19 protein-coding genes and 1 other annotated feature are annotated in these 18,545 nt (G+C 67.7%); of the genes, 9 read left to right on the top strand and 10 right to left on the bottom strand.

The features are described from left to right. Window positions 1-111: 111 nt before the first annotated feature. The 5 genes from ASF50_RS18800 to ASF50_RS03570 form a co-directional block, all read right to left on the bottom strand. Window positions 112-1,374 carry a hypothetical protein gene (locus ASF50_RS18800; protein WP_156718063.1) on the bottom strand — a complete coding sequence of 421 codons (1,263 nt, stop codon included), beginning with the start codon at window positions 1,372-1,374 and terminating at the stop codon, window positions 112-114. Window positions 1,375-1,445: 71 nt separating this feature from the next. After that, window positions 1,446-2,045, bottom strand: a complete 600-nt coding sequence (locus ASF50_RS18795) for a hypothetical protein (protein ID WP_156718061.1) — start codon at window positions 2,043-2,045, stop codon at window positions 1,446-1,448. 139 nt (window positions 2,046-2,184) lie between these two features. Further along, window positions 2,185-2,997, bottom strand: coding sequence for a type II secretion system F family protein (locus tag ASF50_RS03580; RefSeq protein WP_235557541.1), 813 nt, complete (start codon window positions 2,995-2,997; stop codon window positions 2,185-2,187). A 77-nt stretch (window positions 2,998-3,074) separates the two neighbouring features. Then, window positions 3,075-3,929: a type II secretion system F family protein gene (locus ASF50_RS03575; protein ID WP_056903509.1), complete on the bottom strand. Its 855-nt coding sequence runs from the start codon at window positions 3,927-3,929 to the stop codon at window positions 3,075-3,077. Continuing rightward, window positions 3,929-4,609, bottom strand: coding sequence for a CpaF family protein (locus tag ASF50_RS03570; RefSeq protein ID WP_082503013.1), 681 nt, complete (start codon window positions 4,607-4,609; stop codon window positions 3,929-3,931). The genes ASF50_RS03575 and ASF50_RS03570 overlap by 1 nt, the downstream gene beginning before the upstream one ends. On the opposite strand from ASF50_RS03570, the gene ASF50_RS03565 reads away from it, so the two are divergent. The 5 genes from ASF50_RS03565 to ASF50_RS03550 all read left to right on the top strand — a co-directional run bounded on the left by ASF50_RS03565 (window position 4,608) and on the right by ASF50_RS03550 (window position 10,036). Beyond that, entirely contained in the window at window positions 4,608-6,107 is a 1,500-nt protein-coding gene (locus tag ASF50_RS03565; RefSeq protein WP_162242363.1) for a recombinase family protein, read from the top strand. The two genes, ASF50_RS03570 and ASF50_RS03565, sit on opposite strands and share 2 nt — an antisense overlap. A gap of 276 nt (window positions 6,108-6,383) precedes the next feature. Then, on the top strand, window positions 6,384-6,608 hold the full coding sequence (locus ASF50_RS03560; RefSeq protein ID WP_056903507.1) for a hypothetical protein: 225 nt from the start codon (window positions 6,384-6,386) through the stop codon (window positions 6,606-6,608). 100 nt (window positions 6,609-6,708) lie between these two features. After that, the gene (locus tag ASF50_RS18790; protein ID WP_156718059.1) at window positions 6,709-6,858 is read left to right on the top strand and encodes a hypothetical protein; all 150 of its coding nucleotides are present in this window, start codon (window positions 6,709-6,711) and stop codon (window positions 6,856-6,858) included. Continuing rightward, window positions 6,845-8,944 (top strand): bifunctional DNA primase/polymerase, encoded by a 2,100-nt coding sequence (locus tag ASF50_RS03555; protein WP_056903506.1) that lies wholly within the window; start codon window positions 6,845-6,847, stop codon window positions 8,942-8,944. The genes ASF50_RS18790 and ASF50_RS03555 overlap by 14 nt, the downstream gene beginning before the upstream one ends. Before the next feature lie 444 nt (window positions 8,945-9,388). Beyond that, window positions 9,389-10,036, top strand: a complete 648-nt coding sequence (locus ASF50_RS03550; RefSeq protein WP_200920029.1) for a recombinase family protein — start codon at window positions 9,389-9,391, stop codon at window positions 10,034-10,036. A 32-nt stretch (window positions 10,037-10,068) separates the two neighbouring features. Here ASF50_RS03550 and ASF50_RS03545 read toward each other — a convergent pair whose 3' ends face one another. After that, on the bottom strand, window positions 10,069-10,974 hold the full coding sequence (locus ASF50_RS03545) for a hypothetical protein (protein WP_056903504.1): 906 nt from the start codon (window positions 10,972-10,974) through the stop codon (window positions 10,069-10,071). Window positions 10,975-11,120: 146 nt separating this feature from the next. On the opposite strand from ASF50_RS03545, the gene ASF50_RS03540 reads away from it, so the two are divergent. The 3 genes from ASF50_RS03540 (at window position 11,121) to ASF50_RS03530 (ending at window position 13,428) form a co-directional block, all read left to right on the top strand. After that, the gene (locus tag ASF50_RS03540) at window positions 11,121-12,323 is read left to right on the top strand and encodes a hypothetical protein (RefSeq protein WP_056903503.1); all 1,203 of its coding nucleotides are present in this window, start codon (window positions 11,121-11,123) and stop codon (window positions 12,321-12,323) included. A 146-nt stretch (window positions 12,324-12,469) separates the two neighbouring features. Further along, entirely contained in the window at window positions 12,470-12,853 is a 384-nt protein-coding gene (locus tag ASF50_RS03535; protein ID WP_156718057.1) for a hypothetical protein, read from the top strand. A 2-nt stretch (window positions 12,854-12,855) separates the two neighbouring features. After that, window positions 12,856-13,428 (top strand): hypothetical protein, encoded by a 573-nt coding sequence (locus tag ASF50_RS03530; protein WP_056903501.1) that lies wholly within the window; start codon window positions 12,856-12,858, stop codon window positions 13,426-13,428. 467 nt (window positions 13,429-13,895) lie between these two features. Here ASF50_RS03530 and ASF50_RS03525 read toward each other — a convergent pair whose 3' ends face one another. Then, on the bottom strand, window positions 13,896-14,837 hold the full coding sequence (locus tag ASF50_RS03525) for a hypothetical protein (protein WP_056903500.1): 942 nt from the start codon (window positions 14,835-14,837) through the stop codon (window positions 13,896-13,898). Continuing rightward, on the bottom strand, window positions 14,827-15,435 hold the full coding sequence (locus tag ASF50_RS03520; RefSeq protein ID WP_056903499.1) for a DUF6932 family protein: 609 nt from the start codon (window positions 15,433-15,435) through the stop codon (window positions 14,827-14,829). The genes ASF50_RS03525 and ASF50_RS03520 overlap by 11 nt, the downstream gene beginning before the upstream one ends. A 206-nt stretch (window positions 15,436-15,641) precedes the next feature. On the opposite strand from ASF50_RS03520, the gene ASF50_RS03515 reads away from it, so the two are divergent. Continuing rightward, window positions 15,642-16,622, top strand: coding sequence for a protein NO VEIN domain-containing protein (locus ASF50_RS03515; protein WP_162242362.1), 981 nt, complete (start codon window positions 15,642-15,644; stop codon window positions 16,620-16,622). 3 nt (window positions 16,623-16,625) lie between these two features. Here the strand turns inward: ASF50_RS03515 and ASF50_RS03510 are convergent, their stop codons facing one another. Together ASF50_RS03510 and ASF50_RS03505 are read right to left on the bottom strand one after the other, a co-directional pair. Then, entirely contained in the window at window positions 16,626-17,291 is a 666-nt protein-coding gene (locus ASF50_RS03510; protein WP_235557539.1) for an ATPase, T2SS/T4P/T4SS family, read from the bottom strand. A 155-nt stretch (window positions 17,292-17,446) separates the two neighbouring features. After that, a complete protein-coding gene (locus ASF50_RS03505) occupies window positions 17,447-18,382 on the bottom strand; it encodes a hypothetical protein (RefSeq protein WP_056903497.1) in 936 nt (311 codons plus the stop codon). Between the two features lie 76 nt (window positions 18,383-18,458). Further along, window positions 18,459-18,545: a sequence feature (5S ribosomal RNA rRNA prediction is too short), on the bottom strand.

Genomic DNA, 18,545 nt, shown 5'->3' with positions numbered 1-18,545 from the left:
CGGGCCAGTGCGTCGAAAACGATATAGAGTGTTGCTAAAACGCCAGTATGGACGCGGCACGTTAACGGCATCGCCTTCCCATACCGCCGGGATGGCGCGATTCACAACAGCCTATTCTGCCAATCCTTCCTGTGCGCCTAGACCGGGGACGTCCACTGGCGACCGGTAAGCTCCCGTGCGCGCTAGAACCCTGACCATGTCACGGAGCGATGCGTTTCCGTCGTTATAGGCGATCTGGTTGCCCAAGTCGAGACGAATGGATCGCGCCTCGGACGCTAGCCCGTAGCGCAGCGTGACCTCGTCGACGTAATACCGGTCCTTAACAGATTGCAAGATTGACCTCGTGTCCTCTCGAATATCGCCCGACTCTTCAGCGCCCACCCGAATCCGTCGCACGATTCCGCGTAGCACTACATTGAGCAAGCTTGCATCAGTAAGGGTCGGCTCAACCAGTTCCCAGGTAGCGCTAGAGACCGAGTTCCTTTCTTTAATGGCCTGACCATAGGTCGAGAACCGGAAAGAAGCGTCGCCTACCTCATATGTGAGGAGCTTCCCCCGCATTACCCACTGTTCGTAGGGTGAATCGCGATCGGGATCGACGAATCTTACTCCGAGTCCAGCACGCTGGCTCTGCCAGTTGTCCCAACCTCGGCTGCAGAGCGGTGTGAGATCGAGATCTGCAAGGTCCTCTGACAGCGCCTCGATGTGTTTCAAGTTGACCCGCCTCGCAATGAAGTCCCAAAATTCTGCACTGTCGGTTATGCCGTCAGCGCGCAGGAGCCATGGGAGAAGTTCGCGGACTTCCTCAGGGGAGAATTGCTCCAAACTCTCTAAGGTTGCGGGCAACTCTCCGCCTTTAGCCGCAGAGACCACGCCGACGACTGTGCTCAGACTCTGCAGTGCGGCCGGCGTGAGGACCTCACCAAGCTCTAAGAGAATGTCGGCGTCAGGCCGCAGAACCGATTCGGCTCGCTCTTCGTCAAGGAGACCCTTGCCAGAGGGGAGCAGATTGGCGGCAACGGCACCCGTTAAGGGAGAACCGCCCTCAACACCAGCATCTTCGTTGAAAAGGTCGATCGTGGCCGCGTTCGTGACGAGAACCTGCCGGTTCGGAACATCGTCGACTCCCAACCTACTTTGGGTTACCTGGCGGTTGCCAAGGTTCGAACGCCCCACGGCAAGAAAGACTGGCGAGGAGTTTGCAAGACGCGCTACGTCGTGGCCAGCTTCCAGTTCTTCGTACGTCCGACGAACATATAGTGGACGCTCGGGTCGATTTGGCCACTTTAGAATTAGGTCCGGGAAGGCACTATGGTTGAAGTATCCGGTGTCTTTTATAGAGATGGAACTGTCGAGTTCTTCGACGGAGCGCACGACAGCACGCTTGACCAGTCGCATGTATTCGAATAAGTCATCTTCAGATTGAGCAACACTGATTTCTTCGTCTAGCCCCGCCATAGCCCTGGACCTTCCCTCTCAAGCACCGTCATGACGTTCTTAAGTTCTTCGGGGGTGAGTGTCACATCCATCTGCTTCTCATCGAACACAAGGAGCCAGATCCCAGCCTGAACCTCGCGCACGAGTTTCGGATCAAGTTCATGACCCGTGACTAGGTCGGCGTTTGCCTGATCGGTGATCGCGTCAGTGATGGCGTCTTCGCTACAGAGGTCCGACCACCCATCGGTGACAAACGGATTACTAGTGACCCATACGAAATCTTCCGCCTCCGACTTACCATACAACTCTACGTGCATTGCATGCGCACTGTAGGCGATAGCGAGAAATCGTCGGAATTCCTTGTACTGGCCACCTCTGCTTGTGTAGCGCTTGCATTCAACCGTCATATAACGGCGACTATTCTTGTCGCCGAGGTGGAAACCCCGAAGGTCGAACTTCTTTCGCTTACCTCCAAGTAGGGGAACGGTGCATCGATCGCCGTCCTCGTACGCGTTGAACGGAAATTGCATCCAGGTGGTTGCCTCAAGCCAAGTCTTCACCATCCCCACGCCTTCGCGTCCACGCTCTTGGACCTCTTCGTCAGGCATGGGTGTAAACCTATGTCCTTCTGCACGTCAGCGCACTCATCCCAACACCGGGAGCCACTTGGGCAGTCTGCCGACGGAGTGAGCACGGCGATGGCGGGCGCTCTCACCCTAGGGTCAGCAGTACTCGATGGTGACGTATTTAGCCGGGCAGCACGAGGAAGACGACCGGCACCATCATCAGCACCTCGCGGCGCGCCGCCGACTCGATCAGCTCGCGACGCCCCGCCTCCCTCACGTCGGCCGCCTGGGCGTGCAGCACGTCGGCGAGCGGGGTGCCGCGCTCGACTGCGACGGCGATGCCCTGGGCGAAGCGTGAGACCAGCGGCAGCCCGGTGGTCGCGGCGAGCCGGTCGAAGGCGGCGCCCACCGGCTCGCCGGTGCGGATCTGGGCGAGCACGGCGGCGAGGTCGGCGCTCAGCGCTCCCCCGCTGCGCCGCACCACCCGGTCCAGCGCCCCCACCGGGCTCTCCCCCGCGGCCACGGCGAGCGCGAGCAGCTCGGCGAGGGTCGGGAACTCCTCCAGTACCTGCCGCTCCCGCGCGGCGACCTGCGCGGAGAGGCGGTTGTCGCGGGCCAGCACGCCGAGGGCGAAGGCGATCACGCACAGCAGCGCCGACCGCGGAGCGCCCGTGGGATCCGACAGCGCCTGGAGCAGGCCCCACGCCGCGGCGACGGCGAAGCCGCACAGACCCCACAGCACCTGCTCCACCCGGAACTCCTGCACGGAGGAGTCGAGGGCGGCGCGCTCCAGGCGCCGGCGCACCGAGGTGGCTCCGCCGAGCACCCGCTCGACGGTGGCGGCGAGGCTGCTCACCAGCGGCCCGAAGACCTGTCCCACCACGGTGCTCGACCGGCCGGCGGCCCCACCCGGACGAGCGGCGGCGGTGCCGGCGACCTGCGGGAGGTCGCGCACGTAGGGCAGCACGCGCGGCTCGAGCTGTGGGCGTCGCACCGCACGCACCCTCGCGAGCGTCAGGAGCAGACCCGCCCCCGCCACCGCGCCCAGCACAGCGCCCCACCAGGCCGGCGTCACGACAGGATCCTCCGCTCCGTGGGGAGCCTCCCGATGCGCATCATGACCCGGTAGGCGACGACGCAGGTCACGGCGCCGATGCTCAGCACGACCACGCCGGCCGGCGAGGCGTAGCGTCGGATCACCTCGGACTGGAACGACATCAGGAGCAGCACCAGCCACGGTGCCGCCACCGCGAGTCGGGCGCCGTTCACCGTCCAGGCCTGACGCGACTGCAGCTCCGAGCGGGTGCGCGCGTCCTCGCGCAGGTAGCCGGACAGGTTGCGCAGCAGCCGCCCGAGCTGGCCCCCGCCGACCTCCCTGGCGACCCGCAGGCCCTCGACGACCCGGTCACCGACGGGGTCGGCCAGCCGGGTCTTGAGCCGGTCGAGGCAGTCGCCGAACCTCCCGGTCACCTGGTAGTCGAGCGCGAACTGTGCGAAGGCGTCGCGCAGTGGCTCCGGGCCCCTCGTGGCCAGGTTGGCCAGGGCGTCGGGCAGCGAGAGCCCGGCGCGCACCGCGCTGGCGAGGTTGTCCACCGCCTCGGGCCAGACCTCGGCGAGCTCCGCCTGCCGGGTCCGTGCCCGCCCCGCGACGACGGCCACGGGAAGGTAGGCACCGAGCACACCGAAGGCCAGCGAGACCGGCAGGGTGCGAGATGCCACCTGCACGACCAGGGCCGCGACCGACCCGAGCACGAGGCACAGGACGACGAACGCCGTGACCGACACGTCGGCGAGACCCGCCCTGGCCAGCAGGGTCTCGACTCGGCCCGCGCGCGGCGGGCCGGGGGCGGCGGCGCGCGGCGAGGTGAAGGCCGACCAGACGAGCAGGAGTCCAACGCCGACGCCCAGCCCGACGAGCGCCCCCATCAGGACCGCCGCCCGTAGCCGGCGCTCTCGTCCCCCGCCAGCAGCGCTCGCACATCGATGCCGGCCCGCTCGAAGAGCTCCGGCCGCGGGGCCGACCCGTGGGCGCGGCGCAGCTCCCCGCCCGAGCGCAGGAACACGGGCTCGGTCTCGATCACATCCTGCTCCACCCTCCCGGGCACCCCGACGATCTCGTTGACCCGCCGTACCCCGGCGCCGTCGACCCCGAGATGGACCACCAGGTCCACCGACGACGCCACGGTCGGCACGACGAAGCGGGCCGAGATGTTCTCCCCCGCCAGGAGTGGGAGGGTGCACATCTTCACCAGCGCCTCGCGGGCGCTGTTCGCATGCAGGGTGCACATGCCGGGCAGCCCGGCGTTGAGGGCGAGGAGCAGGTCGAGGCACTCCTCCGCACGCACCTCTCCCACGATGATGCGGCTCGGTCGCATGCGCAGGCTCTCCTTGACCAGGTCGCGCAGCCGGATCTCACCGGTGCCCTCGAGGCCCGCCTGACGGGTCTGCAGCGGCACCCAGTCGGGGTGGGGGAAGCGCAGCTCGTAGACCTCCTCGGCGGACACCACCCGATCCCCGCCCGGGATGGCCGCGGCCAGGCAGTTGAGCATGGTCGTCTTGCCGGCCTGGGTACAGCCCGGTAGGCGTCCGGTATTATTGCAAGTCATGCCCACACAGCGCTGCGCTATCTACGTTCGCATCTCCGTCGCCCAGGAGGCGTCGGTTTCGCTCGACCGGCAGATCGAAGCAGCGGAGCAGTACGCCGCGGCCCGGGGCTGGCAGGTGGTTGCGACCTTCCGCGACGACGGCGTCTCCGCCACCCACAACAAGCCGGAGGACCGCGCCGGGTGGCGTGCGCTGCTGGACTCCCCCGAGAAGTTCGACGCGGTACTGGTGTGGAAGATCGACCGCCTCGCTCGCCGGGTGCTCGACTTCCTACACGCGGACGAGTCCCTCCAGGCGCGCGGCGCGGGCATCGTCGCGGTGGAAGACCCGGTCGACATGACCACCGCCCAGGGCCGGGCGTTCGCCACGCTTCTCGCGGTGTTCGGGGAGATGGAGGCCGAGTCCATACGAGCACGGGTGAAGGCCGCTCGAACCCACCTTCTCCGCTCCGGTCGGGTGGTGGGAGGAACGGTGCCCTACGGGTGGCGGTCGGTGCTCAACCCCGACGGTGCGGGCTACGTGCTCGCCAAGGACCCCGACCGCTTGGACTACGTCCGCGGAATGGTGGACAGGACGGTGGCCGGGCATTCCATCTACAGCACGGTGCAGTGGCTCAACGAGGTCGGCGCACCCACCCCCACCGGCAAGGGGGCTTGGGTCTACTCCACCGTCGAGCGCATCCTCCGCCACCCGGTGCTGGCGGGTATGACGCCGTTCAACCCCGGCAACTCCACCAAGACCCGCGGCACCGAAGTGCTGCGAGACGCGGACGGCCTGCCAGTGGTGGACGAGTCGGTGGCGGTGGTGTCGGTGGGCCAGTGGCGGGCGATGGTGAAGTCGCTGGACGAGCGCAACACCGCCCAGGCCCTCCCCCGCGCGCTGCGCGCCAAGACCTCGGGGCTGCTGTCGGGACTGGTCTACTGCGCGGGCTGCGAAGTCCGCATGCACCGCGGCACCACCCAGGGGCGTCCCGGCTACGCATGCCCGTCCTGCCACCAGTCGGTCACCAACTTCGAGCACGTCGTGGTGGACGAGTTCCTGCGACAGAAGGGCGAGCACGTCCGCTGGTCCGTGGTGGAGGAGGTCTACGAGGGTGGGGCCACTCTGCTGCCCGAGATCGAGCACCGGCTCGACGAGTTGGACGACCTCATCCGCCAGGCTCCCAACCGCGACACCCGGCAGTCGCTCCAGGTCGAGCAGGGCAACCTGCTGGACCTGCGCGACGAGAAGCGTGCCGAGTCCCCCAGCGTGCGGCTCGTCCCCACCCGCGGGACCCAGACCTTCGGCGAGGACTGGGCGGACGCCGAGACGGTAGTGGATCAACGGGCGGTCTTGGACGACGCGGTGACCCGGCTGTGGGTCCGCCGCGGAAGTCGCGGACGCCGCACCGACGCGCAGTTGCTCGCGCGGCTCACCTTCGACTGGAAGGACCCCGGCACCTTGGGCCCGGTTGACGCGCCCAGCGACGCAGCCCTTGCCGCGTGGGCCGAGGAGGGCTGAGACAGCCCCTCTCGCAGCCGAACGGGTGCGCAGTGGCGCCCTGCTCCCTTTACCACACCTTGAGGCCTTGCCCCCCAACTCGTAGCGAGACGGCTAAGAGTTGGTCGCCACCCTCAGCATGAGGAGTAAGGTTGGCGGCGCCGTTAGCGCAGGCATCAACGCGTGAGGGCTTAGCCGCTGGGGACCAGGCGGCCGGACAAAAGCGGCGGCACGAATTTGAGGGAGCCCGGCCAGGGTTGCCCCTCGCAGATCACTTCTGCTGAGGAGCAAACCCCTATGTACGAGCCGACCGACCCCACCTCCGCGCGCAACGAACTGGGCGCGTTGTACTCCCGCACCGAGCGTCCCGACGCCGCGGCTGATGCCCTCGCCCGCACCAAGTTGGCGACCGCGAAGATCGACAAGGCGATCCGCGACGCGGTCGCCGCCTGCCCCGCCCCGCTACACCCCGCCCAGGTCGAGTACCTCGTCGGACGCATCACCTCGGCTGGGGGTGCCTGATGAGGTCCCTGTGCGCCCGCGCCGCGGTGGCGGCGACCTCCGGCGCTGCCGGATGGGCCGTCACCGTCGTACTCCAGTTCGTCGCGAACGGCCAGCAGTGATGGCGCGCGTTGTGAAGGGATCGGCCTGGGCCCGCAACCAGGCCAAGAGGGCCGAGCGCCGCCGTCCCCACCTCGACAAGTACGCCGCGCTCCGCACCCAGGACAACCAGCGCCCCGACCAGAAGGAGCGTCCCAATGAGCACCGGTGAGCAGGTCAAGCAGTCGGCTCTCGCCGTTGTGCGCGAGCGCGGGTGGGCTGTGTTCCGTCTGACTATTCGCCACGCCGCCCACAAGTGCGACGGCGGAACCGCCAACTGCAAGACGCTCGACTTCCTCGGCCAGCGCTGGAGGGAGGTCTCGTCGAGCGACCTTGACGAAGTCGCCGCCTGGGACTGGAGGAGCGTGAACGCCTACGGCATCGACTGCGGGAAGTCTGCGCTCGTGGTTGCCGACCAGGACCCCGGCGCTAAGTGGCCCTTCCCCGGAACTCGCGTCCACTCGACGGGGCGCGGGGCGCACCACCTCTACGAGGATGTCATCGGCGGACAGGTGCGGAACGGTGCCCACGTCCGGCCTTACGGCGTTGATGTGCGGAGCGAGGGTGGGCTGATCGTGGGGCCCGGGTCGTGGCACCCGCACGGCGCGTACGCCGTTCTAATCGACTGCGACCCTGCGCCGGTCCCCGATGCGCTGCTTCGGCCGTCGAAGGCCCCTTCTCGGGCGTCTGAGGCTGTAGAGCCGCCCCCGCTGGACACCCTGGCGGCGCTAGACCGCCTGGCCGGTGTGTACCAGCGCATGCGTCGGGTGGCGCCGGGCAGCCGCAACGACATGCTCAACAAGTTGGCTGGGGTGGCCGCGGGCTTGTGGGTCAGGGTGCCGGAAGACCTCCGCACCGGACTCTTGAGCGAGGACACCATCAAGGCTGAGTTGCTGGCGTGCGTGACGGACGACAACGATCCCGCCAAGTCCGCCGACACCTGCGACCGGGGCTGGGACTACGGCGTGGCCCACCCGATGCCGGACGGTGAGGTGGTGGCGTCGGGACAGTTCTTCGACGAGACGCCTGTATTGCGGCACGTCCGCCAGGCCGCACACGCGCGACTGGTGAAGGCTCCGGCGGTGTTGGCGGCGCTGATGGGCTACGTGCTGCTGAACACTGACCCGGCATTGATGCTCCCCCCGGTGGTCGGGTCGGAGGCGTCGCTCAATCTTGGATTCGCCCTGGTGGGCGCTTCAGGAGCCTCAAAGTCCACGTCGGCTGAGGTCGCGATGGAGTTGCTAGGCGTGCGAGACGACAACGAGTCCGTGCTGCCTATCGGCTCCGGGGAAGGAATGATCGACGCCTTCTACGAGTCGGCGGAGGTGCCTTCCACCACGGGCGGCAACCCGCGCCGCGAGGTGCGTCTGGTGCCGGAAGAGAACCGCCGACGAATGTTCATGGTGGATGAGGGCGAGACGCTCAAGAAGTTGGCCGATCGTTCGGGCACCACCCTCGCGGGTTTTCTGAGGACGGCGCTGACCGGCGGCATGCTCGGCACCACCAACGCCAAGTCCGGCGGACGCAACCGGCGGTTGCCGGCCAAGACCTACCGGCTGGTGATGATCGCAGACATTCACCCCGCCCAAGCCGACGTCCTGCTCGACGGTGACGGGGTGGGTATGCCGCAGCGGTTCCTGTGGATGCCCGCCGCCGACCCCTCGCTGCCCAAGAGTGTCGACGACCTGCCCGAGTGGCCCGGCCCGCTCGGTTGGACGGCCCCCGGCAGCATGCTCGACCTTGACTACCCCGACAACATCAAGCGCGAGGTCAAGCAGGCGAGCCTCGACAAGGAGCACGCCGGAGCGGATCCTCGGCTGGCCCACGCGAACTTGACCCGCCTGAAGGTGGCCCAGGCGCTGGCCCTGTTGCACAACGAGGACCAGATCACCGACCAGTGGTGGCGGCTGGCCGGGGTACTAAGCGACCTGTCGCTGAGGGTTCAGGACGAGTGCATGTCGAACCTGTCCGAGGCCGCCCAGAAGAAGGTCACCGCCCGTGCCCGGGGCGAGGCCCGAGCGGTGGAGTCGGTGGAGGAGGACAGGCTGAGCCGGTGCGTGGAGTCGGTCGTGCGGAAGTTGCAGAAGACCCCCGGCGAGACGCAGTCGTGGCGCGACGTGAAGCCCGCGCACCGGATGGCGAAGGACATCCCCACCGAAGAGATTGTGGAAGCCCTCGGCGAGCAGCAGGGAGTCTTGGTAGAAGTCGTCACCGGCAAGAACGGGGCCGTCGCCTACCGGCTGCGTTTCGACGCTTGAGCGGGGTACGGGGTACGCGTACCCCGTGACCCCACTAACGCCGCGCCTCATGCATAACGCGAGTCCTTCTTTCTCTCTAATCTCTAATGATTCGAGGGAGCAGACGGTGTTTTCGAAAACTGCGGGGACGTCCAGTGCACCCCACCTGGGGTACCCCGTACCCCGTACCCCGTATTTGGTCCAAGAACCAAGGGGCTGGGTCGCTCACTATCCGAGTGGGACGACCTGGCCCCTTGTTGACGTCGGCAGGGGCGACCGGGGTAGGGGGAACAGCACCGGCGCGTGGGTCAGGAACCTCATACGCGCTCGCGCACGAGAACCCCGGAACGTCGGCGCCTGGGCTGCCTTGCATCTCGCGGAGCCACTAGGCCGAGCAATCGAACACACGTACGGTTCGCCGTGAGTAAGGGCACCCTTGCCAACGGGACGACCAGGAGGACCACCGTGCGAGTGCTGGGATACGTGCGCCGGAGCACCGACAAGCAGGCTATGTCGCCGGAGACCCAGGCTGGACTGCTGCGGGCTGCCGCCGAGGCTCGGGGCTGGGACCTGGCAATCCACGAGGAGGAGGCCGCGAGCGGCAAGAGCCTCGACGGCAGGCCGGTGCTAGCCGCCGCACTGGACCTCCTCGACGCCGGGCGGGCCGAGGTGCTGGCGGTGGCCGCGCTGGACCGGCTCTCCCGCTCTGTACTCGACACCGCCGGGCTACTGGTCCGCGCCGAGCAGGAGGGCTGGCACTTGGTGGCGCTGGCCGACGGGGTGGACACCACCCGCGACCGGGACCCTCTCGTGGCCCACATCCAGGCCGCGGTGGGCGAGGCGGAGCGCCGCCGTATCGCCCGGCGCACCCGGGAAGGCATGGCCCGCATCCGCGCCACCGGGAAGCACATGGGACGCCCCTCCCGCATCGCCCCCGAGACCCACGACCGGATCGTCGCGCTACACGACGCCGGGCACTCGGCCTCCGCTATCGCCCGGGCGTTCAACGCCGAGGGCGTCCTGAAGCCCGAAGGCACCTCGCCGCTGTGGAACCACTCCCACATCGTGGCCGCCGTACGCCGCGAGCAGGTACGCCGCCTCGCCACCGCCTAGGGCAAGCGAGACAGCCCCTCTCCCAGCCCAACTCACTCCGCAGGCCCGATCTCCCCCTCGGGCTCTTCCCCGGGCCTGCTCGCCCGCTCGGCTCCGCCGTCTGGCGCTACCCACCGCCTCCGCTTCCGCACCTGCCACCACCTGATGCCGGCCTCCCTCAAAGCCTCGCGCCTTCTAACTCGTTGCGCGTTTCGTTCTCGCGCCCGACGCTCTTGCTCCTCGTTGAGTGGGGTCGGATTCATGAATTCGTACAACGCTTGCGGGGCCTTCGGATTGTCGTAAGCATGATCGGCCAGCAGCAGCGTCCCGATGAAAACCGCTGTGCCTACCAACACCGCGGTGGGCACCGCAGCCACCCGGGCGTAAGTGCTCGCATAAGCCGTTAACAGCGGAACACTTGCGCCACCGATTGCCAGGAATCCCAGTCCGACAAGCGACCCCCGGGTCACACCCCGAACGAATTGGTCATGCCTCTCGTCACCTATGGAGCCGTGGTCTTTGACAAACCTATGACGTGCAGCCTGCCGGATGCTCCAACCGACGTAGAACGCATACCAATGCCATCCGGCCAGCCCGGCAAGAATGACCACCGCGAAAAGTTCCTCAGCAAGCGCCAGACGTCCATTCTGAGTCACGTCAAGAGCGCTGAAGGCGGCGTAGGCAAGCGTCAGAGCAATCACTATGAACCGCGCGGCATCGCTCCCGACGAAGGTGGGGAAACGATTGAGCGCACTCAGTCGGGCCACCTTGTGCTGGACGTCCTCTTGCAGCAACTCCTTGGCCTGGGGGGTGAGGTCTCCCCCCACCAACCCCTGGAGTTCGGCAATGTCCTTCCGGAGCCGCCGGGCCGACAGGAGGGTCGTGGCTAGCCCCGACGTCAACAACCCGACCAACAGCGGGGCGACGTAGGGCAGCAGCGTCAACAACCAGTCGGGCACGGGCCCCAGTATCGGCCACCGCCTAGCCCTAACCCTGTTGCCGAGGTATCGTTGATCCCGTCAACCACCAGTCGGAGATTGGCAGCCGGGATCCCCGGAGCCCCAGTGAGGGACGGAACCACCAACCCACCTCACTAGGAGCAGCAATGGACCTCACGACCCAGAAGCGAGCCGCGCTCGCCGCGGGCAGTGTTCGCGACCTGATCGGCCTCAACCGGGGCCTCTACGGCGACGCCCAGATGATGGCGCGGGGCTACAACGCCCAAGCCGACACCCAGCGAGCCACCGCGGACGGTCGCGACCTGCGCGAACTGTTCGACGAGCTCACCCAGGTCGCCACAATCGCCAACGAGTCGCAGCAGCGCTTCGTGGACCTGTTCACCTTCCCCGTCACATCCCCGGTCACCTCGGTGCTGCAGACGATGGGCTCCGGGCCCCAGTTCGAGGACGCGTCCGAGTACGGCGTCCCGGTGTCCAGCCGGGCCGAGTTCTCCACCCTGGACATGGGCGTGCCGTTCAAGTGGTACGACCACGCCTGGCGCGCGACCTGGCAGTACCTGGCCGACGCCACCGAGACTGAGATCGCCGCGCAGGCCGCTGCGATCGTCCGGGCGGACTCGGACCACGTGTTCAGCAAGGTGATGGGCACGGTGTTCCGCAACACCAACCGCGTCGTGCGCGACTCGCGGAACGGGTCCGTCTACGACGTGCTCGCCTTCGCCAACGGCGACGGGTGGAAGCCCCCGGCCTACGAGGCCAACGAGTTCGACGAGAGCCACACCCACTACCGGACCACCGGCGCGTCCACCGTCTCCTCGGCGGACCTGGACGAGGTCATCACCGACCTCAAGTCCCACGGCCACGCCCGCGAGAACGGCTCGCAGATCGTTATCTTCGTCAACGCGGTGGAGGGCGACACCATCGCCGGGTTCCGCGTGGCCACCGGCGCCAAGTACGACTTCATCCCCAGCGCGGGGCAGTCGTTCTTCGCCACCGACGGCGACCTCATCGGCCAGCAGGCGTCCGCCACGTTCGCAGGCTTCCCGGTCAAGGGCTCCTACGACGAGGCGATCATCATCGAGTCGACCCGCATCCCGCGGGGCTACCTCACCGCGCTGGCGTCGGGCGGTCGGCTGAACCCGACCAACCCGATCATGTTCCGCCAGCACGCCTCGACCAACCTCCAGGGGCTGCGGCTGGTGGGGGGTCCGCGGGACGCCTACCCCCTCCAGGACTCCTACTGGGTCCGGGGCTTCGGCACCGGCGTGCGGCACCGCCTGGCCGGTCTCGTCATGCAGGTCACGACCAATGCGACCTACACCGCTCCGGCGCTCTACGCCGCCGTCTGATCCTCCCGGAGCCGAGCACTAGATCCCTCCTGGTCGGCTGCTCGGCTCCGGGGTCCAACACCGGTCCGGGCGGGGGCTTGCGAACACCCCCCGCCCGGACCGGCCCCACATCCGCTGTTCGAGGAGACCCAATGCTCATGTCAGCCATGGAAGACGCCGCCGCTCTGGTCCCGTGGGCCGAGCCCAACGAGGCCGCTCTGGCCGACGACGAGACGTCCCAGGCCGTGCTCAACGCTCTCGGCCAGCGCGTGCCGCGCGAACTCGCCGTGGGCGTCCCGCTGCTGCTGTTCGCGGACGAGTCGCACCCGCCCATGCCGCTACTGGAGGCGGTGATGCAGGACCCCCTCCCCCGCCACGACTCCCAGACCTGCGACCGCTGCGGCAACACCAAGCGACAGGTCACCGATCGGCTCTGGATCCCCGCCGGAGCGTCCGTGGTGGTGCTGGCGCTGTGCTGGTCGTGCAAGTTGCACGCCTACGACCGTCCCGTGTCTCGGCCGGGAGTCCGGTCGTCCCTGGTCTGGTGTTGACGGTGGCGGGACACTCCGTCACCCACTCCGAGGACTGGTGGGAACTCCTCTCGCCCCCGACGGCGGTCCGTTGCGAGGGCCACTACAAGACCGGGCTGCCCTGCCGCCGCGAGGCTGTCCTCGGGTCGACCGTCTGCAAGAACCACGGCGGGGCCGCCCCGCAGGTCCGTGCCGCGGCAGCCGCCCGGATTGGCAACGCCGCCGACGAGATGGTGAAGGGCCTACTCACGATGTTCACCGACCCCGACACCGACGCTCGCGACAAGATCAAGATCGCCCAGGACATGCTGGACCGGGCCGACCTCGGCGGGGTGCAGAAGCACATCGTGGGCGTGGGCGAACTGGACCCGGTGGAGTCGCTGTTCCGGAACGTCCTGGCCGACCCAGCTGCCCTTGCCGCCCCGGCCCCGGCGGTCCGGGACGACACCTTCGCCCAGTACAACCGGGTCGCTCTCGAGGCCTACGGCGGGGACGACGTCGTTGAGGCCGAGGTCGTCGAGGTCGAGGCCCCGAACGAGACCATGTCGTCCCGTCCGCCCGAGCACATCCGCCTGGCTATGGAACGGCTGATCTAGTGCGCCACCCGTGGCCCGCCCCGTCGCCCGACCTCCGCGCCCTGGGCCGATGGGACCGGGCTTGCGGGGTGTGCGGGTGGAGGTTCTTCACCGTCGGCGCGCTCCGCAACCACGAGGCGACCTGTCGTCCGCCAGCCCCCGACGCCGGGGTCAAGCGACAGACCGCCGGACGGCTACAGGCAGCGGTCAACAACACCTTCAGCCGGCGGTGTGACGGCTGCAGCCTCCTGTCCACCCCAGCAGGCCTGGGCAAGCACCAGAAGCACACGGCTGGACGGGAGCCGTGGCGTGAGCGCGCAGACCGCCGGGCTGCAGCCCTGCGTGGTCAGGGACTGCCCCTGGCGGGCCGCTGACCCGCGGGCCCGCCCGTGGCACGACGGCACTTGTGACGCCGGACAGGACGTGCAGGGCCAGCTCGAACAGCTCGGCCCACTTCAAGCGAGGCCTGTTACCGAGCCAGGTCGGCGCTACAGCAGATCTAGAAGGTCCGAGTCCATCGCAGCCTCAATGCCTTCAAGCACATAGCTCCGTCGCTGATAGCTGTAATCGCCCGACGGGTAGATCGTCGTGATCCTAAAGCGGCCTACGGCATCGTGGTCCGGTTGACCGTTGATGGCCGCGACCGACTCCTGAAGGTCGGGGGGCACGACTGCCCGGAAACCTCGGCCGGTGGACGGCTGAAAGTCCATCACCGACTTCGACCAAGTCCATCCGTCGACGGCACCGGCGATCAGCTTCGACTCCGTCTCGGCTGCCTGCTCACCAACTGCATGGACGAGGCGGGCTGCGCCGGTCGGGCTAATGACGACGGGTTGTACGTCTCTTCCGCGCGCCGTAAGACTTCCTTCGATGCTCCAGGACGCTTCCACCACGGACTGGCCCACCTGACGCAGGGCACGACGCGCGCCCCCCGGAAGCTGGTGGACTGAAGCCTCGAGCAGGTCCGTCTCGTCCTCCGCGAGCATGAAAAGGGACGCGAATTGATGCAGAGCCTTCCCGTCCAGCGTCTCGACGTCCGTGCCCGGCACCGGCGCAGCCCTCTTTGGCTGGGGCGGGCTCCGAAAGATCACTCGAACGGAACCCGCGCCCGGGCCCTCGACAAGCAGTCCGGGCGTGTGCCGTTCCTTCCCGGCGATGCCCTTGGCCAGTTCCTTCACCGCCTGAGCGGTTCTATTCATGAACACGCCCAGCCAGTCGGCCCGAGTCTCGTGGTCAAAGACGTTGGCCCCCGCAAGGTGCAGGTCGAGCTCGGTCTGGTCCTTGAGCCTGAAGTCGCGCAGCTCCCGGCGGTGGCCAGGTGAGTAGCTAAACGCCGCATCCAGCGCTCCTGTGAGGAACATGGATCCATCGTGCTCCTCCGACTCAGCGAGGGCTGCCTCCAGAGACTGGCGCTCGCCGTCAGCGATCATCTGGCTTCACCTCCGCGAACCCCTTCCTAGCCCCACTACCGAAGTCTTGCATCCAGTCCCGGCGGAACTGTGCGAGCGCTTTCGCCATGTCCGCCGGGATGATGAAACTGTCGATCCGCCCACCAAACGGCTGGATTCTCGGATAGAACGCGCCGTTCCCGACCTGCGCCGCGTGGTGGGTCGAGAGACCTCCAAGCTGCGTCATCGTGGGTGTCTTGGGAGGGTACCCCTGCTGACCTCCGGCCACCCATGCGTTGAAGCCGTCCATCTCGGCCGCTGCAGCCTTGTTCACGGTCGCCCAAGGGCCGGGCTTCACCTTCGCGAGAACGTCGATGTCGAACGGCGGGTCGGCCTTATGTGAGACGAACCCGCCGTCTAGCCACAGGGTGCTGTCGGGGAAAAGATCATCCAGGCAGTCGACGTAGACCTCTAGAGCCTTCAGGCGGCGGCGGCGGTGATCTGGGTGAGGGGCACAGTCGACGAAGGTGTACTCGAACTCCGCCCAAGTACATGGATGGACGCCCGGGGGAAGGAAGCCCGTGACCGGGTCGATAGGCGGCAACTGCGCTGCCGTCCCGCCCGAGCCGGCTGACGTCATCTACTCCCCCGTTTACATCCTGTCGTCGCTGCCGCAGCAGATTAGACCACCTCGCCCGCGCCCGTAGGAGGTTGCGAAGACCGACATCAACTGTTTCCCGCCTCACGGTACTGGCGAGTCGAACTGAACCCGTCAAAGCCGCTCGACATGATGCGCAGATGGCAATCAACTCATGGTGGACCGCGGACTCTGGCGAACGCTTTTGGATGGAGATCACCGACCGAGACGATGTCGGCGCGGACCTCTTCGCACCCACAACGGACGGTAGCGGGCGACCGTACTGGGGGTACGAACTCGTCACCTTCGTGCAACCGGGCGACATCGTCCTGCACTGGCACAAGACGTTGGCGGGTGAGCCGGGCATCGTCGGCTGGTCGCGGGCCACCGGCGCGTACGAAGACACTGACATTTCATGGCAGGCCCATGGGACGGTGGGCCGTGCCAGTGGGAACCTCAAGCCGCGTCCTGCCTGGCGCATGCCGCTGCTGGACTACAAGCCACTAAAAGAGCCAGTGCCGATCAGCGACGTCCGCGCATCGGATGCCGATCTTCGAGAAGCTCTGGCCGAACTTGAGGCCCGCTACCCAAGCGGCAGGCTCTACTTCCCATTCGGGTTCAGCAACAAGCGGGAGCTGCGCGCCCAGCAGACGTACTTCGTCAAGATGCCGCGCGAGGTACTGGGAATCCTGGGACTGGACGACCTAGAGCGCGCCCTTGGCCCAAAACTCCCCACGCCGACAGCCAGCAAGGACCAACCCAAGGGGAAGTCGCGGAAGCGCGGGGATAGTGGCTACATCGCGGACTCCGCCGTGCGAAGCGCCATCGAGTGGCGGGCGGTGAATCTGGCCGTGGCGGCGTACGAGGCGGCCGGGTACGCCGTCGATTACACCGGGGCATCCAAGCCGTATGACCTCGCCGTGGAGAAGGGCGCGGACAGGCGACGGGTGGAGGTCAAGGGCTCGTCCGGTGCCGCGACGACAGTTGAATTAACTAACGGCGAGGTGAACAACTCCCGGGAACCTACGCCAGCAGACCTGTTCGTGGTCGACGGGATCCAGTGGTGGCGCGAACCTGACGGGTCGGTGCAGGCCGACGGCGGCGATGTGCGGTGGTGGAAGGACTGGACCGCTCACGACCCCGACTTGAAGGCGATCCGGTTCCGTTACACGCTTCCCGTTGGTGGATGAGGCCTACACCGCGCGAACGCGTTGTTTGATACCGGCCTGGGTCCCGCCGGCGACCAGGACGTTCAGCCCGGCGCGCACCGCCGCCTCGAGGAACGCCGCGGCAGGGGCAGTGAGGCTCCCGAGCTCCACGAGGTCACCGAGCCGGGCGGCACGCAGCACGAACTTGCGGATGTTGACCGCCGAGAAGCCGCGCGAGATCCCCTCGAGCACCACGTGCAGGCGGTGGCCCTCGGGCAGCATGGCGTCCACGAAAGGGCTGCTGACGTCGATCCGGCGGCCGCTGGACTTCAGCATCCGCTCCACCAGCTCGGTGACCTGCCCGGGCGACAGCATCAGGTTGGTGAGCTCGTGGCGCCCGTTACGAGCGACGAACACGCGGCTGGGGTCGTTGATCCACACCTCCTCGACGCTCGGGTCGTCGAGGAGGGGCTGCAGCGGGCCGAAGCCGGACACACGCGCGACGAGCTCCCCGACCAGGGCCTCGACGTCGGCCACCGGCGCCACCGCGCCGGTGAGGCTGCGCTCGTCGTGGTCACGCACCACGCCCTCGGCGATGCGCCGGACGACCGCGGAGTCACGCTGGGGATCGACCCCCTCGCGGCGCACGAGCGAGCGCACGTCGACGTCGAGACGCTCCACCAGCTCGTCGTGCGCGGTGCTCTGCGCCATGCGTGTCGCTCCCGTCCCGAGGAGGAGTGAGGTAGGCACCCGGTGCGCCTACCACCACGGTAGGTACGACGGAGTGTTACCGCGACGGGGTGTCCTCAAACTGTGGAGAACCCCGGACGGGACGGGTGGGACGTCAGTGACGCACGAGTCGAGCGTCAGTCGCCGAGCTTGCGCTCCAGCGTCGCAGCGCGCTCCGCGGCGTCGGTGAGCTCGTCGGCGTCGATGGCGTGCGTGCGGTGGAACCACTCGAGCGCGTCCTTCTCGCGACCGGCCGCGACGAGGGTGTCGGCGTAGGCGTAGCGCAACCGCACGACCCACGCGGCGCGCGACTTGTTGTTGAGGGGCGCGAGCTCGAGGGTCCGCAGCGCGGCGTCGAACTGCTTAATGTCACGTCGGGCGCCGGCCTCGACGATCGTCATCTCGGCCTTCGCCTCGGGAGCGAAGTTCACCACCGACGGGCTCTTGGCCAGCTTGAGGGCCTGCTCGGGCTGCTTCAGCGCCCGGTGGCAGTCAGCCATGATCGGCAGGTACGCCGTGGCCCCGTTCATCCGCTTCGCCGCGCGCAGCTCCGCCAGGGCCTCGGAGTAGTGGCCGGCGGCGTAGGCCGCCTCCCCGGCCGCCTCACGCACCACGGCGAGCCGCGGTGCGCGGGCGCGTGCGGCCAGAGCGTGCCGGTACGCCGTCTCCGGGTCGTCCTCGATCATCAGACCGGCTGCGGCCAGGTGGCGGGCGATCCTCGAGGCCAGCTTGTCCGGCAGCCCCTTGAGCTGGTTGGCCACCGAGCGGTCGAGCTCGGCCCCGGTGATCTCGTCGGGGAGCTCCGGGCCGTCGTACTCCGCCTGCGAGGCGGTACGAGGCTCCTGCTGGCGATCAGCCGGGCGCTTCCAGTCGCTCTTGCGACCAGGACGGTCGCCCGGCGCACGCTGGGGCCCGCCGCTGCGACCGCCGGACGCCGAGCGACCGCGGCCCCCGGCGGAACCGCCCTGACTCGATCCACCTTGAGCAGAGCGCCCCTGGCCCGATCCTCGCTGGTCACTGCTGCGACCACCGCTGCGTGCGGGGCGCTGGTTACCGCGTCGCTCGTCGGCCACGGGGGTCACTCTCCTCGGTGTAAATGTCGTAGAGGCCACCCGAAGGTGGCCTCTACGAAGTGTATGTCCGGCGGCGTCCTACTCTCCCACAACCTCTCGGTTGCAGTACCATCGGCGCTGAAAGGCTTAACTTCCGGGTTCGGGATGGGACCGGGTGTTTCCC

It is taken from the genome of Nocardioides sp. Leaf307 (genome assembly GCF_001423135.1).
GTDB lineage: Bacteria > Actinomycetota > Actinomycetes > Propionibacteriales > Nocardioidaceae > Nocardioides > Nocardioides kribbensis.
This window is presented reverse-complemented; position numbering and strand designations above follow the sequence as displayed.